We start from the raw sequence: 14,238 nt of genomic DNA, 5'->3' as shown, positions 1-14,238 counted from the left end.
ATTAATAGAGCCACCGAGTTGATCGCTGAGGATGCGGATATCAAAATTTTCGAACTCGCTGAACGACTTGGTTTCGGAGACAATCCACAATATTTTAGTCAAGTATTCAAAAAATACCGAGGTTCAACCCCATCGGAGTACATGAAATCGACAGACACCTCTGCATTTTAAACAAATAGGTCTGTATTTTGGATTAACGTTTGCTCCTTCCAGCGGCATAATACGAGTAGAAAGAAAACGATTACAACTTTGGGGAGGAAATGACAGATGAAAAAAGTCATGTTTACAGTAATCTCAGCCGCGTTACTACTTGCAGGTTGTGGTACAAGTGGTTCTAGCGGATCAACAAGCACACCGAGCACAGGCACAAGCCCAGCAGCAAGTGCAGCACCAACGACAAGTGCCAAAGCAGATCCAGTTACTTTGCGTGTTTCTTGGTGGGGCGGACAAGCACGTCATGACTATACATTGAAAGTAATTGAATTGTATCAGCAGAAGCACCCGAATGTGAAAATCGAATCGGAATATGCCGCATTCGACGATTATTGGAAGAAGCTTGCACCGCAGGCTGCTGCGAATGGATTACCTGACGTATTTCAAATGGATATCTCCTACTTGACTCAATACGGAACTAGAGGGCAACTGGAAGATTTGACACCATTTACAACGAGCGGCGTGCTGAATGTGAAAGATATTGCTGAAAACAACATTTCCGGCGGTAAAATTGACGGTAAACTGGTTGCGATGAATGCAGGTTCCAATGCACTTGGCGCTACGATTGATCCGCAAATGCTGAAAGACAATGGCATTACACTGAAAGAAGATTGGGCTTTCGCTGACTTGGACGCAGTTGGCGCGACGCTGAAAGCCAAAGGCAAGTTGCTTGCAGGAGATCTTCGTCATGACGTATACTTCCCATTCTATCTGAGAAGTGTTGGTCAGAAACTATACGCGGCAGATGGAGCTAGTCTTGGTTATACCGATGATAAAGCCTTTGTTGACTATTACACGATGTATAAAAAATTGTATGATTCCGGTTACTTGCTGCCGCTTGATAAGCTAGCACAGAAAAAAGGAACGGCAGAAGACGACGAAATGGTACTAGGCAATGCGCTTGCTACATTCGGTTGGTCCAACCAATTTATTGGTTTCAATACAGCGGCTAAACGTACACTGGATGTAATGAAAACGCCAAGCTGGGGTCAAAACAAAGCCCTATTCTTGAAACCAAGTATGTTCTGGTCTGTGTCCAAAAGCTCTAAGAATAAAGAAGAAGCAGCCAAATTCGTTGACTTCTTGATCAATGATATCGATGCGAACAAGATCATCATGGGCGAGCGCGGTGTACCGGTTTCCTCCAAAGTGAAAGAAGCTTTGATGCCGCTATTGACGCCAGAACAAAAGAAAGTATTTGAGTACGTAGCTTGGGCAGAGAAAAACGCTTCTCCAATGGATCCGCCAAGCCCAATTGGTTCCGTTGAAGTAGAGAAACTGCTTAAAGATACGGCTGAACAAATCATGTACAAAAAATTAACTGTTGAAGAAGGCGCAGCGAAATTCCGTAAGGACGCGAACGCAATCTTAGCTAAAAACAAAAAATAAGCTTGGTCCGAGAGCCTCCGCATGTTTATCGTGCGGAGGCTTTTCATCGTTCAGACGAGATCGTCAGCTTTAGTGATGTTTTTCATCACTAAAGAGCAGGTGGGGAGGCGATTCCGTCGAGGTCGTCAGCTTTAGTTCTCAATCGAAAGTTGAGGCTACGTAACACCCGAGCCTGCCACATCCCACGATAGAAATGACCTTCCAATAGTACGATGTAACCGCTATTATCACTCTGTTATTTATACAAACACAACGGTTTTTTGCCTTCTGGCAGCGAATCAACTCTTTTATAATAAAGGTAGAGAAGAGAGGAAGCGAGGCTTCCGCTTCATAAATCAAGGTTAGGGGTTGATCACCAATGAACAAGCTGCGTTATAACGATAACCTGGTGGGGTACATATTTGCTTCCCCTTTCATTCTGGGATTTCTCATCTTCACACTGTATCCGATCATTTCATCACTTTTTTATTCATTTACGGATTACAACTTGTTTGATGCACCGAATTTTATCGGTTTTGACAACTATGAAAAAATGTTCACCGCGGATGATAAGTATTGGAAATCCGTCAGTGTAACCTTTACGTACGTGTTCGCCAGCGTGCCACTACGACTCGCATTCGCATTAATGGTAGCGGTTCTGCTTAATAAAGCTGTCTCAGGTATCGGCGTTTATCGCTCCTCGTTCTACTTGCCTTCTTTGATCGGCGGCAGCGTGGCAGTTTCCATCATGTGGACGCAAGTATTCGGAGATAAAGGTTTGGTCAATTCCGCACTTGGTGTTATTGGGATTCACACAGATACATCATGGATCGGCAACCCGTCGACGGCGCTATGGACACTGATTGCTTTGTCCGTCTGGCAGTTCGGTTCTTCCATGCTCATCTTCCTTGCAGGTCTCAAAAACATTCCAGCGTCTTACTATGAAGCAGCTAGCGTAGACGGTGCGAATAAAATTCGCCAGTTCTTCAAAATTACGCTTCCGTTGCTCAGCCCAATTATCCTGTTTAACCTGATTATGCAAACCATCTCTGCGTTCATGACCTTTACGCCAGCCTATATCATCTCACGTGGCGAAGGTGGACCGCTGGACAATACATTACTTTATTCTTTGTACTTATACCGCAGAGCATTCCAATTCTACGAAATGGGTTACGCTTCCGCAATGGCATGGGTCATGTTAATACTTGTMGGTATCATTGCACTCGTTATTTTCCAAACATCGAAATACTGGGTTTACTACRAAAACAAAGGAGAGAAATAACATGGCACATTCGATTAACTACAAACGCTTTGGCTATCATCTCCTTTTAGTCCTATGTTCACTTGTGATGATGTACCCAATCATTTGGTTACTTGCGAGCTCGTTGAAGCCAAATAGTGAAATTTTTTCAACCGCGTACAGCTTGATTCCGAGCAAGATCGCTTGGGAGAACTTTCAAACGGGCTGGAGAGGATTCGCAGGTAATTCATTCGGTCGCTTTTTCATGAACTCGTTCTATATCGTGATCCTATCTACGATCGGCGCGGTGGTCAGTTCAGCCCTCGTTGCTTATGCGTTTGGCCGTATCCCATTTTTCGGAAGAAACTTCTGGTTCGGTTGTATGATGCTTACGATGATGCTGCCGCACGATGTTACAATTATTCCGCAATACGTATTGTTTGCGAAGTTAGAATGGATTGGATCCTTTAAGCCGATCATCGTACCGCAGTTCTTTGCGATTCCTTTCTTTATCTTCCTGATTATGCAGTTCATTCGGACGATTCCAATTGAGCTTGATGAAGCTGCGAAAATGGATGGCTGTAGTAAATACAGCATCTTTTTCCGGATTTTGGTTCCACTAATCGTGCCAGCGCTCATTACATCAACGATCTTCTCCTTCTACTGGCGCTGGGAAGATTTCATAAACCCGCTGCTTTACTTAAATAAGCCGAGTATGTACCCTGTGTCCCTGGCCTTGAAACTTTTCTTGGATGGAGAGTCAGTGAACAACTGGGGGGGCATGTTCGCAATGGCATCCGCGTCACTGGTACCGATTGTTGTCGTGTTCTTCATTTTCCAACGGTACATTGTTGAAGGGATCAGCACAAGCGGCTTGAAAGGATAGAAGATGAGAGGAGAGCTTATAGACATGCCGAAATTAGTATTTGAGGAAAATGATATCAGATCAGCCATCGACCGTGTGGTAGATCGCACGTTTCGTATGGACTTCGGATGGGATTGGCCAGGTGGTGTCGCATTTTATGGGGTTTGCGAAGCTTATGCGGCAACAGGGAATGAATCGTATCTAACTAGGTTGAAGGCTTGGGTGGATGAAAATATGGAGGATGGCTTGCCGAAGCTTTCGGTCAATGCGGTGTCCATCGGACACTCCCTTCTTACTCTATATGACGTGACAAAAGAAGAAAAATATCTAGATACGGTGAAGGAAATGGCGGAATTCCTTGCGACACAAGCGGAGCGGTTTGGAGAAGATATCCTCCAACATACGGTTAATTCCGAAACGTATAACTTTCCAGAACAAGCTTGGGTAGATACGATGTTTATGGCTGGTTACTTCCTGCTTCGTGTTGGTACACTACTGAATAATGATGACTATTTCGAGCTTGGCTTGAAGCAGTATCATGGACATGAGAACGTCCTGCAAGATGCGAGAACCAACCTGTACTATCATGGATGGGACAATATCGCTCAAAATAATATGTCCGCTATGTTCTGGGCACGCGGGAACTCCTGGGCTGCGCTCACGATGGCGCGCGCACTTCATCTCGTTGAAGTTACGCATCCTTCGTTCATGATTATTGATGGCTCATTGCGTGATCAACTAAGCGCACTTGTTCGATTGCAAGATGAATCAGGCTTGTGGCACACCATTCTTAGTGATCCGACAGCTCCGCTGGAGACGTCAGGGTCAGCCGGAATTGCCACTGCTTTGCTTACGCGGGGCAGATTGTACAACAAATATACACAGAAGTCGATCGACGGCATCTTAGCACGAATTACCGAGGATGGCACAGTAACTGGTGTATCCGCGGGAACGGCTGTCATGAAAAATGCTGAAGGTTACAAAGGCGTGCCGGACAAACGCATTCAAGGATGGGGGCAAGGCTTAACCTTGACATTCCTTGCTGAGGTTTTGCAATCGAAGAAGAATAGCTTTGGGAACGGCTGCTAAGCAGAGAATAGTTGACATCAAACCTCCAGTTCGTTTCGGATTTTACGGCTCATACCGTAATTGTTCGAGATAGCTGGAGGTTTTTGTGTTTTTTCCATCAAGGATTATTTCCGGCCAACTGCATCGCTACTGCTATCAAGACTTTATTATTGTCCGCTTTCACGGGTATTCGTTTCTCAAATCGTCTATTTCGTCCATAGCCGGAAATGCCCTTTTTGAGATATCATATAGGTATTAGAACACGATATCGGAGGGGAACATACCAATGAAACGAAATCGATTAGGCACTTCGGAGCTCATGGTAGGCGAGGTTGGCTTAGGCTGCATGTCGTTAGGCACAGATCAACGGCTCGCAATCGAGATGATTCATGCAGCATTGGATCGAGGGGTAAATTTTATAGATACGGCAGATTTGTACGAAGAAGGTCTCAATGAAGAAATCGTCGGACAAGCGATTCRTGATCGCCGCCGTGAGGAACTTATTTTAGCCACAAAAGTTKGTAATCGACGAATTCCCGGCCAAGATGGCTGGGCATGGGATGCGTCCAAAGCATACATAGTCTCCGCGGTCAAAGATAGTTTGAAAAGGCTGCGTACGGATTACATTGATCTATATCAATTGCACGGGGGCACGCTGGAGGACCCGATCGATGAGACGATCGAAGCCTTTGAACAATTGAAGCGTGAGGGGATCATTCGCTATTATGGTATTTCCTCGATTCGTCCTAATGTCATTCGTGAGTATACAAACCGTTCGTCGATGGTTAGCGTCATGAGTCAATATAGCTTATTGGATCGACGGCCGGAGGAAGCCGTGTTGCCTTGGCTTGCCGAGCATTCGATCAGTATGATAGCTCGCGGTCCAGTAGCGAAAGGAATTCTGTCGAGCGGAGGACAGGGGCGTCTTCAGAAAGGATATCTTGATTACACAGCAGAATCACTTTTCACCCTTCATCCCCAATTACAGGAGCTAGCCGATTCAAGTGATCGCAATCTAAGCCAGCTTGCAATTCGCTATGCGTTATCGCATCCAACGGTCGCTGTGACCATCCCAGGAGCCAGCTCGATGTATCAATTGTTGGACAATATCGACGCAGCAGAGGGACCGCCTTTAACAGAAGATGAGGTTACCCTACTTCGTAAGCTAACTCAATTGAATAGATATGAACAACATCGATAAATCTTGGAGGCCCATGCAACTACGCATGGGCCGACACTTTTCTTTTAGCATGAGATTCAATTATTTCATATTCGCATAGTGTTCTAATAGCTATTAAATAATCAATTCGACGTCGGTTTAATCCAAATATCCGAGTGATAAGCTTTCATAAAGTGCAATAGCTTTTCGAGAACCTCAATACCCTTAGTTTCCGCTTCTCTCGCAATATTTAATAGTTTAATAGCGCTATCTGCTAGGATTGGATTCTTTGGCTGACMGCCTTGAGGGAAAGGGAAGATTTCGCGTAAATCACTTAAAGCTTCTGCCACGGTTTCATAATGAGCAGCAGCCTCTGCCGCTTTGCTTCGGACTGTTCGTTCCACGACATTGCTGCCGTCCCATTTGATGGACATTTCTCGAAGGAACTTGACAGCAAATTCTCTAGCATCAGCTACAACCGCAATGTTGTAAGCATTACCGAACTCGTCAGCGTTTCGATTCTCCATAACTTGGATCCACGCATCATACCCTTTTAGTCCTTGCGTATAACGGTCTTTGAAGTTATATGTCCACTCGCGCCCACGAGTGTGTTCCACAATCATATCCAGTGCCATACGGAGCATCTCATATTTGGAGTGAGGAAGACTATCTTCGATTGTGACTAAAAATAGGACAGGAATTTTAGGTCGACCGAAATCTGCGTATGTAATTGTACCTTCTTGCGAGACATCCTTAGCATTAAAGATTTGCATATCGTCGTCGTAACCGTAAATCAGTCCGAATTCCGGAATAAATAGATCGAAGACGATAGCTGGATAGCCTTTGTCAATAGATCGCTGAATAAGTGCTATCGTTTGCTCCAAATTGTCAGGAGATACAGGTGTAGAGGCTTCTCCCATATTGCTGGTATAGCCCAAGTTGCATAAATTCCTGCGAAGAATATAACCACCAGGAAAAGATGTTGGACCTGCGACGTTTACTTCAATTGGATCGATATTAAGCCGGAAGGCGTGTCCAGTGAACCCCATAACGTCTACAAGGGAGAGCGCTTTTTTATCGGTGTAACTGACCGCTCCATATACGGCACTTGCAGCGGAAGTCATTGTTTTCGTCCAATCACGCTGGATAAGTCGTTCAGAAATCATGTTAGGATACCACCTTCATGAGAATGTTAGAGTGGGGGAGAGGCCAGAATGGCACGTTTTGGGCGACCTAATGCTGCTCGTTTCTGTACATAGCTGTTAAGGGAAACACGGATTCGCTCTCGATAGACTTTGGATTTGGATCTGGACAATATGTTGTAAACGTTGGCAGTCGTTGTTTGGAACAGTGAGGCAATCTCGGCTGGCGTCAGTTCATCGAAAAAATGAGCTTCAAATATAGCTCTTTCCCGCTTGCCAAGGCATGAAAGTAAATCGCGTAAACACTGCAACATATCCGCTCGTACTAATGAAACCGCTGGATCATCACGAAACTGTGCTTCTTCCGTAGCAGAGCGGGATAGACGTAATAAGATTTCGTCAATGTCGCTCCAATTGGTATCAACAGTCGACGTGTCTCCAGCTTTTTGCCTGAAGTCAGAGAAAGGTCGTTCCTTGCCATAAGGTCCACCGCGTCGCATTTTCATATATGCCTGGTTGCGAACGATACGTTGCAGCCAAGGAATAAAACGCTCCGGATTCATCAAGGTACCCATGTGTAGGAATGCTCTAATGAGGGCCTCCTGCACAATATCTTCGGCAAGCGAGCTGTCTTGCGCGATTGTATTCGCCCATCCGAGAGCTTTACTCCGATGATAACGTACTAATTCACCGAATGCCTCTCGATCACCAGAACGCGCGCGCTGTACGAGCTCCTGTTGCTCATCTATTCTAACCTTTTCCAATGACCTGCCATCCTTTCATTCTCCCATTACAATGTTTGATGCCAAAGGACATATGATTTCTATCATTTATTGAAAAAAACGAAAAATATATTTTCTTCCTACAGYAGTTGAGATGAAAAGGGAAGTTTACTTGGATTTCCTAATTCAATTTTATCACGAAACAGGAGGATGAAAATGGAAAGTGAGAATTGATAAAAGCGGTATCCAGGACCTATTTCTGTCCGTGGATACCGCTTTTTTTTCGCTTATGTCCTCACATCATTTGGTTCGCCCATACTGCTTCCCGATATTCACCATACGTCGATACAGCTTATGACTAGACATGTTCTTCAGCGGATAGAACTGTGGTCGGGTATTCACTTCTAGAATCCACGGTCTCCCTTTGGAATCAATCGCGACGTCGAGACCCAGTTCTCGGAATCCTCGATTATGATCTTCAAAAGCATACCCGACTGCCAAGCCTAACTGCTTCAATTGCGCTTCCCGTTCTTGAATATCAGGATTTGCTCTTGATTGAACTGCTTTTATACGTGGGCATAGGAGTACACCTCTTTTTAGACAGCGTATGTGAGGTGTACGCTGCTTGTCAGTACTTATACCCATTGAACCTAGCAAATTTGCATAACGATAACCTCTGAAGTAAATTTGTTACCTAGCTGTGAATTTAATCACTTTGTGTTCATATCGGCCAAGTGTTAGCTGCCCCTTCAGGTAGGCTGTTCCTGTAATCGGGTCGACGCCATCACGTGGAAGAGTTACGCTGCCGCCCGCACCGTCCATGTTAACCACGACCCATACATCGCGGCCATCACCATGTCTCGGTGCAACAATGGTACCTGCTGTTACATCAGTACGCAGTTGCACCCCAGCATCATCCGCATAGCGCAGGATAAGCTTGTTCAACAATTGCTCGCCTTCCTCGCCGGTCGGCATAGAACCAAGCATGACAATCTTGCCTTTTCCATACGCCCGCTCGGTAATGAAGGCCAGGCCTGGTGTCAGCCCCGATTGGACGGTTCCAACGGCGACAGCTTCCTTCGGCTCGAAGACGGAGCTCCAAAGCGAAAGCGGGGCAGCAACGCCAAAGGCGCTGCCGATGGATCCGCTGCCGTCCATGGGGAACGTGTAGACCGTTTCTACACCGGCTAGGTGCTCCAACTCACCGAGTGCAGCATTCGTATGCATGGTGTGTTCTTCGGTGCGTCCGCCAGAGAGAGGGCCAACCACCCATACACCGCCTTCGGCAACGAACGCAGAAGCACGCTTCATCAGATCCGATGAGATATAAGGGAGGAATGGTGTAAACAGCAGCTTGTACCCGGCCAGATCGGCACCTTCTGGCACGATGTCCCGGTGAAGTCCTAGATGGAGTATCCGCTCGTAGAAGCTGGTTACAAGTCCGCGATGATTGAGCTTTTGATGCGGTTCGGTTTTCAGAAACGCTTTGGAGCGATCCGAATAAGTCATAGCAACTTCGGCTTGCGTAGGTCGAGTCGCTAAGATCGTGGCTTCGATTTCTTTTCTAGCCTGCTCGACTTCCAACACATTAGGGAAACCAACCGTAGGCTTGCCCCATGTGCTGATAACAGAGCCGTGTGGCTGCTCGCAGCCTGCTCGCTGCTGTCTCCAGAGCCAATAACAGAAGGCCTCTGCTCCCAGCGCATAAGCGGCAACAGCTTCCGCTTTGAGATAGCCGTTAGGATGCGGCTTTGCATAGCTTGCAAGTGAGGCAGCATGGGAGGGACTCGTTTCCATGATCCAGTAATCTCGACCGCGCTTAAAATTCCGCCACAGGTCGTTATTTAATAAATAGTTCGCTGGATGATCGTAGGTTGCATACGTATCGAACGATGCGAAATCCAATTCGCGGAATAAACGCTCATTATCTACGCTGAAAGCGACGCTGCTATTATGCGTGATCGGTGCATCCGAGAATTGGCGGATTATCGCCGCTTGTGCATCTGAGAACTCCGCAATCTTCTCCATCGAGAATAGTTGGTACATCGTACTCAGCGAAGAGTTGTGCAAGAACGGCGCAGGACCAGGCTGCGGCACTTGCTCGAAGCTGTGATAGTATTCGCTCCAAATTTGCGTGCCCCACGCCTCATTCAACTTTTCAACGGTTTCATAACGCGCTTCCAGCCATTCATGCCACTGTACAAGACAGGTTCCACACATACATTCGGATACATGCGCTTTGAATTCATTATCGATCTGCCAACCGATCAGACCTGGCAAGCGTCCAATAGCCCGTGCAATATGCTCGGTGATAATGGCGGCTTTTTCACGAAAATAAGGATGATTCGTACAAGCATGCTGACGAGACCCATGTCCCATCACTTGCAGCTGCTCATTCACATACATCCGTTCCGGATGACCGTGCGTGAACCAAATTGGCGGTGTTGGCGTCGGTGTACACATAACAGTATCTATCCCATTGTGATGGAGGAGGTTAACCATTTGCACAAAAAATCCAAGGTCAATATTCCCCTCCGTTGGCTCCATATTAGACCAGGCGAATTCGCCGATGCGCACGACATTCATACCTGCTTGCTTCATAAGAACGATATCTTGTTCAATGACCGATTGATCCCAAAGCTCAGGATACCAGGCCGCTCCATGATATAGCTTTTTACCCATTATCTTCATCCATCCTTTTCATCAGAAAGTTAGTTTCTACTATAAGTGCTATTTTACTCAGGGGCAATAACACATTCTTGCTGGGTAAATAAGGAAGTTTCAACTGTTTTGACKGGTTTGCACTTTCTTGATGCAACACGAATTCAACCATTTGGAAGGGCTTACAAGAATGTCTGATAGGCGGTAAATCACAGGCGATGCATAATAGGGCTACAAACGCTCACAAGGCGATCATGACATGGAGGTGAAAAGGATGAAGCAGGCAGCTGCTCCTAACAACAGAGAGCTGATTCAGGTGACCGAGGCGAAAGGGCTTCGCAGATCACAGGTGTGGGCAAGGTTGCGCAAGGATAAATGGATCTATGCATTGCTAACACCAGGATTATTGTATTTCATTATTTTTAAATATGTGCCCATGTGGGGCGTGCTGCTTGCCTTTAAGAATTATCAGCCTTTTCTTGGCTTTTGGAAGAGTGACTGGGTTGGCTTGGAGCATTTCCGTGTGTTTTTTCAAAATCCAGAGTTTGTCATGCTCCTCCGTAATACGTTGTTGCTTTCGTTATATAATTTGGTGTTTTACTTCCMGGCACCGATTGTGCTTGCACTCCTATTAAATGAAATCAAAGTCAATATGTATAAACGAACCATTMAGACATTAATTTATGTGCCGCATTTCATATCATTAGTTATCGTKGCCAGCTTAACTTATGTTTTTCTAACGACACAAGACGGATTGGTTAATGAGCTTTTGCAGAAATATGTGGGTCGCAAAATTGACTTCTTAGCTAGTCCGGAATGGTTCCGGCCGATGATTATTATGCAAACGATTTGGAAGGAATGCGGGTTTGGTACGATTATCTTCCTTGCAGCGCTTGCGGGAGTCGATGTGGAACAATACGAAGCATCCATCGTGGATGGCGCTAACCGTTGGAGACAGCTGTGGCACATTACACTGCCGTCGATTCGCAGTACGATCGTCATCCTGCTTATTTTGCGGATGGGGGATGTGTTGGATAACGGATTTGAACAAATTTTCCTCATGCTGAATCCATTGAACAGGGAGGTAGCTGAAGTATTTGATACCTACGTTTATATGATGGGGATTACGCAAGGAGCATTTAGTTACAGTACAGCTGTTGGATTGTTTAAAGCGGTCATTGGCGTCATCTTGGTACTCGGCGCGAACTGGACAGCGAAGAGGTTCGGACAATCCGGCATTTATTAATACGAATATRATGGGTAAAGGAGGAGAGGGGTTTTGGCAAAGCAATATAAGAGCGTTCCCGGAACCATCTTCGATGTAACGAATTATGTTGTACTTGGCGTTATAGGGATCGTTGCCGTTCTACCATTTCTATATGTCATAGCAGGGTCGTTCGCTTCGGATGCAGAACTAACACAACGTTMCGTGTTCCTCATACCAGAGACGTTTACTTTAGCTGCTTATCGCTTTATTTTCTCAACAGATACGATTTTGAAAAGTATTGGGGTATCGCTGTACGTAATGGTTCTAGGTACCTTTGTGAACTTATTCTTCACCGTAACGATGGCGTATGCCTTATCGAAGCGTGGGTTAATGGGACGAAATACGGTGCTAAATTTGATTATTTTCTCCATGCTGTTTGGCGGCGGTTTAATTCCGACCTTCTTGGTTGTACGTCAGCTGCACATGTTGGACACTTACTGGGCTTTAATGATTCCTGGCGCGATTAGCGCTTTTAACTTGATTATTGTCAAAAATTTCTTCCAAGAGATCCCTCCCGAATTGGAGGAAGCCGCGAAGATTGATGGCTGCACAGAGCTTGGGCTTCTGTGGCGGATCGTGCTGCCGCTATCAATGCCCGTATTGGCCACTTTCACCTTATTTTATGCCGTAGGTCATTGGAATAACTTCTTCTCAGCATTACTGTACATCAACGATCCCTCCAAATGGCCGCTGCAAGTCATGCTCAGACAGATTGTTTTACTGTCTCAGGCGGCAGCTGGGGATATCAATGCCATGGATCCGAATTTCGTGAAACCGCCCGAGCAATCCATCAAGATGGCTGTTATCGTCGTGGGCACCATTCCAATTTTGCTTGTCTATCCGTTCCTGCAAAAACATTTTGCCAAAGGGGTCTTGATCGGCTCGGTCAAGGGGTAACGGATTACGATAAAGGCAAGTCCATAACTTAGAGGAGGCATGTTTAGATGAAGAGAAATGCGAAAAAATGGGTTGCCGCAGCAACCGTAGGCACAGCTGTCATGACAACAATCGTTGGTTGCAGCAGTGACAAAGAGGGAACAGCAACACCTGCAGCATCCGCCTCAACCACACAAGCAGCTACACCGACCAAAGCACCAGAAAATCTAGCCCCGCTGGATCTAAGCATCATGCTTCCGATCTTCAAAACGAATTTCCCGAAAGATGATGGTCCTGTTACAACAGAAATTGAGAAGAAAACGAACACCAATATTCATCTGGAGTGGGTCCCGAACGCTTCCTACACAGATAAATTTAATATTACATTGGCTTCAGGCAAGCTGCCTCAGATCATTTATGTTGGTGATGTAAAGAACCCGAGTTTCGTGAATGCGGCCAAATCGGGAGCGTTCTGGGAAATTGGGAAATATTTGAAGGATTACCCGAACCTCAGCAAAGCGAACCAAGTCATTATGAACAACTCTTCGGTCGATGGTAAAAACTACGGTATTTACCGTGGACGTGCTTTGGGTCGGAATGGGATCAACTATCGTAAAGATTGGTTGGAAGCTGTTGGTATGCAACCTCCAAAAACGATTGATGATTTCTACAACATGCTCAAAGCGTTTAAAGAAAAAGATCCTGACAAAAACGGCAAAGACGACACATACGGCATGGTATTGGTCAAATGGACGGGGCAATGGGCAAGCGGCTTTGATATTATGAAACTCTGGTTCGGTGCACCGAACAAATGGGGCGTTGTAGACGGGAAGCTCGTACCTGAGCATCAAACTGCCGAATATCTGGAAGCCCTTAAATTTATGAAGAAGCTATATGATGAGAAGTTAATTAATCAGGATTTTGCTGTGTTTGATTCAGCGAAGTGGAACGATCCAATTGCCAACAATCAAGCAGGGGTCATCGTAGACGTAACCGACAATGCCGCACGTATGGATGATAAAATACATGCAGCGCTTGCCAAGGATGGCAAAGATAATCCGAACATTCATTATGTAGATAATATGATTGGTGTCACAGGCAAAAATGGCTTGAAAGCATTGCCTACCTCCGGATTTGCAGGTATTCTAGCTGTTTCGAAATCGACAGTGAAGACGGAAGAGGAACTGAAGCGTGTACTGAAATTCTTAGATCAAATGAATGAGCCTGATCTTCAAACGTTAGCTGGCTACGGTATCGAAGGCAAGCATTATACGAAGGATGGCGATGCGCTTGTGGTGAGTAAAGATACAGCTCTTCTCGAGTCCGAAGTCGAAGGATTGAACCAAATGCTGCCATTTATTCCGGAAGATCGCGGCTTGAAAGTGAAGCAAACACCGCTTCGTTTGCAAACGACGAAGATTCAAAAAGATGCAGAAGCGAACATTGTGGCCAATCCAGTTGAGCCATTCATCTCCAGCGTGTACTCGCAAAAAGGTCAACAGCTGGATAACATCATCAACGATGCGCGTATTAAATTCATCGTCGGTCAAAGTGACGAAGCGGCTCTGAAGGCTGCTTTTGAAACTTGGAAGAAATCGGGTGGTGATGATTTGGTGAAGGAAATGAACGATTTGTATGCTGCTGCGAAGAAATAGTA

Annotated in this window: 13 protein-coding genes; 9 read left to right on the top strand and 4 right to left on the bottom strand. The window is 45.7% G+C overall.

What is annotated here, in order from left to right:
• The 6 genes from AC1DLM_RS24830 to AC1DLM_RS24805 all read left to right on the top strand — a co-directional run.
• Positions 1 to 171, top strand: a 171-nt coding sequence (locus AC1DLM_RS24830; protein WP_477571472.1) for an AraC family transcriptional regulator, incomplete at its 5' end; no start/stop codon positions are given.
• Positions 172 to 267: 96 nt separating this feature from the next.
• Positions 268 to 1,602, top strand: a complete 1,335-nt coding sequence (locus tag AC1DLM_RS24825) for an ABC transporter substrate-binding protein (RefSeq protein ID WP_441991239.1) — start codon at positions 268 to 270, stop codon at positions 1,600 to 1,602.
• A gap of 358 nt (positions 1,603 to 1,960) precedes the next feature.
• On the top strand, positions 1,961 to 2,863 hold the full coding sequence (locus AC1DLM_RS24820) for a carbohydrate ABC transporter permease (protein WP_477571471.1): 903 nt from the start codon (positions 1,961 to 1,963) through the stop codon (positions 2,861 to 2,863).
• 67 nt (positions 2,864 to 2,930) lie between these two features.
• Positions 2,931 to 3,707: a carbohydrate ABC transporter permease gene (locus tag AC1DLM_RS24815; RefSeq protein WP_441991277.1), complete on the top strand. Its 777-nt coding sequence runs from the start codon at positions 2,931 to 2,933 to the stop codon at positions 3,705 to 3,707.
• Positions 3,708 to 3,731: 24 nt separating this feature from the next.
• Positions 3,732 to 4,775 carry a glycoside hydrolase family 88/105 protein gene (locus tag AC1DLM_RS24810; protein ID WP_477571470.1) on the top strand — a complete coding sequence of 348 codons (1,044 nt, stop codon included), beginning with the start codon at positions 3,732 to 3,734 and terminating at the stop codon, positions 4,773 to 4,775.
• 265 nt (positions 4,776 to 5,040) lie between these two features.
• Complete coding sequence (locus AC1DLM_RS24805; protein WP_477571469.1) at positions 5,041 to 5,955, top strand: aldo/keto reductase; 915 nt, start codon at positions 5,041 to 5,043, stop codon at positions 5,953 to 5,955.
• A 101-nt stretch (positions 5,956 to 6,056) separates the two neighbouring features.
• Here AC1DLM_RS24805 and AC1DLM_RS24800 read toward each other — a convergent pair whose 3' ends face one another.
• The 4 genes from AC1DLM_RS24800 to AC1DLM_RS24785 all read right to left on the bottom strand — a co-directional run bounded on the left by AC1DLM_RS24800 (position 6,057) and on the right by AC1DLM_RS24785 (position 10,459).
• The gene (locus AC1DLM_RS24800; protein WP_477571468.1) at positions 6,057 to 7,079 is read right to left on the bottom strand and encodes a hypothetical protein; all 1,023 of its coding nucleotides are present in this window, start codon (positions 7,077 to 7,079) and stop codon (positions 6,057 to 6,059) included.
• Between the two features lie 26 nt (positions 7,080 to 7,105).
• Positions 7,106 to 7,819: an RNA polymerase sigma factor gene (locus tag AC1DLM_RS24795; protein WP_477571467.1), complete on the bottom strand. Its 714-nt coding sequence runs from the start codon at positions 7,817 to 7,819 to the stop codon at positions 7,106 to 7,108.
• Between the two features lie 258 nt (positions 7,820 to 8,077).
• Complete coding sequence (locus AC1DLM_RS24790) at positions 8,078 to 8,422, bottom strand: YheC/YheD family protein (RefSeq protein WP_477571466.1); 345 nt, start codon at positions 8,420 to 8,422, stop codon at positions 8,078 to 8,080.
• Positions 8,423 to 8,467: 45 nt separating this feature from the next.
• On the bottom strand, positions 8,468 to 10,459 hold the full coding sequence (locus tag AC1DLM_RS24785) for a beta-galactosidase (protein ID WP_477571465.1): 1,992 nt from the start codon (positions 10,457 to 10,459) through the stop codon (positions 8,468 to 8,470).
• A gap of 253 nt (positions 10,460 to 10,712) precedes the next feature.
• Between AC1DLM_RS24785 and AC1DLM_RS24780 the strand changes: the two genes are divergently transcribed.
• The 3 genes from AC1DLM_RS24780 to AC1DLM_RS24770 are packed head-to-tail and all read left to right on the top strand — an operon-like array spanning position 10,713 to position 14,236.
• Positions 10,713 to 11,684: an ABC transporter permease gene (locus tag AC1DLM_RS24780; RefSeq protein ID WP_477571464.1), complete on the top strand. Its 972-nt coding sequence runs from the start codon at positions 10,713 to 10,715 to the stop codon at positions 11,682 to 11,684.
• Between the two features lie 33 nt (positions 11,685 to 11,717).
• On the top strand, positions 11,718 to 12,602 hold the full coding sequence (locus AC1DLM_RS24775) for a carbohydrate ABC transporter permease (protein ID WP_477571463.1): 885 nt from the start codon (positions 11,718 to 11,720) through the stop codon (positions 12,600 to 12,602).
• A gap of 47 nt (positions 12,603 to 12,649) precedes the next feature.
• Complete coding sequence (locus AC1DLM_RS24770) at positions 12,650 to 14,236, top strand: extracellular solute-binding protein (protein ID WP_441991247.1); 1,587 nt, start codon at positions 12,650 to 12,652, stop codon at positions 14,234 to 14,236.
• Positions 14,237 to 14,238 lie beyond the last annotated feature (2 nt).

The sequence above is a fragment of the Paenibacillus sp. 01T442 genome (assembly GCF_056398345.1).
Note: the sequence above shows the minus strand (reverse complement) of the source record. Positions and strands in the feature narration are given on the sequence as shown.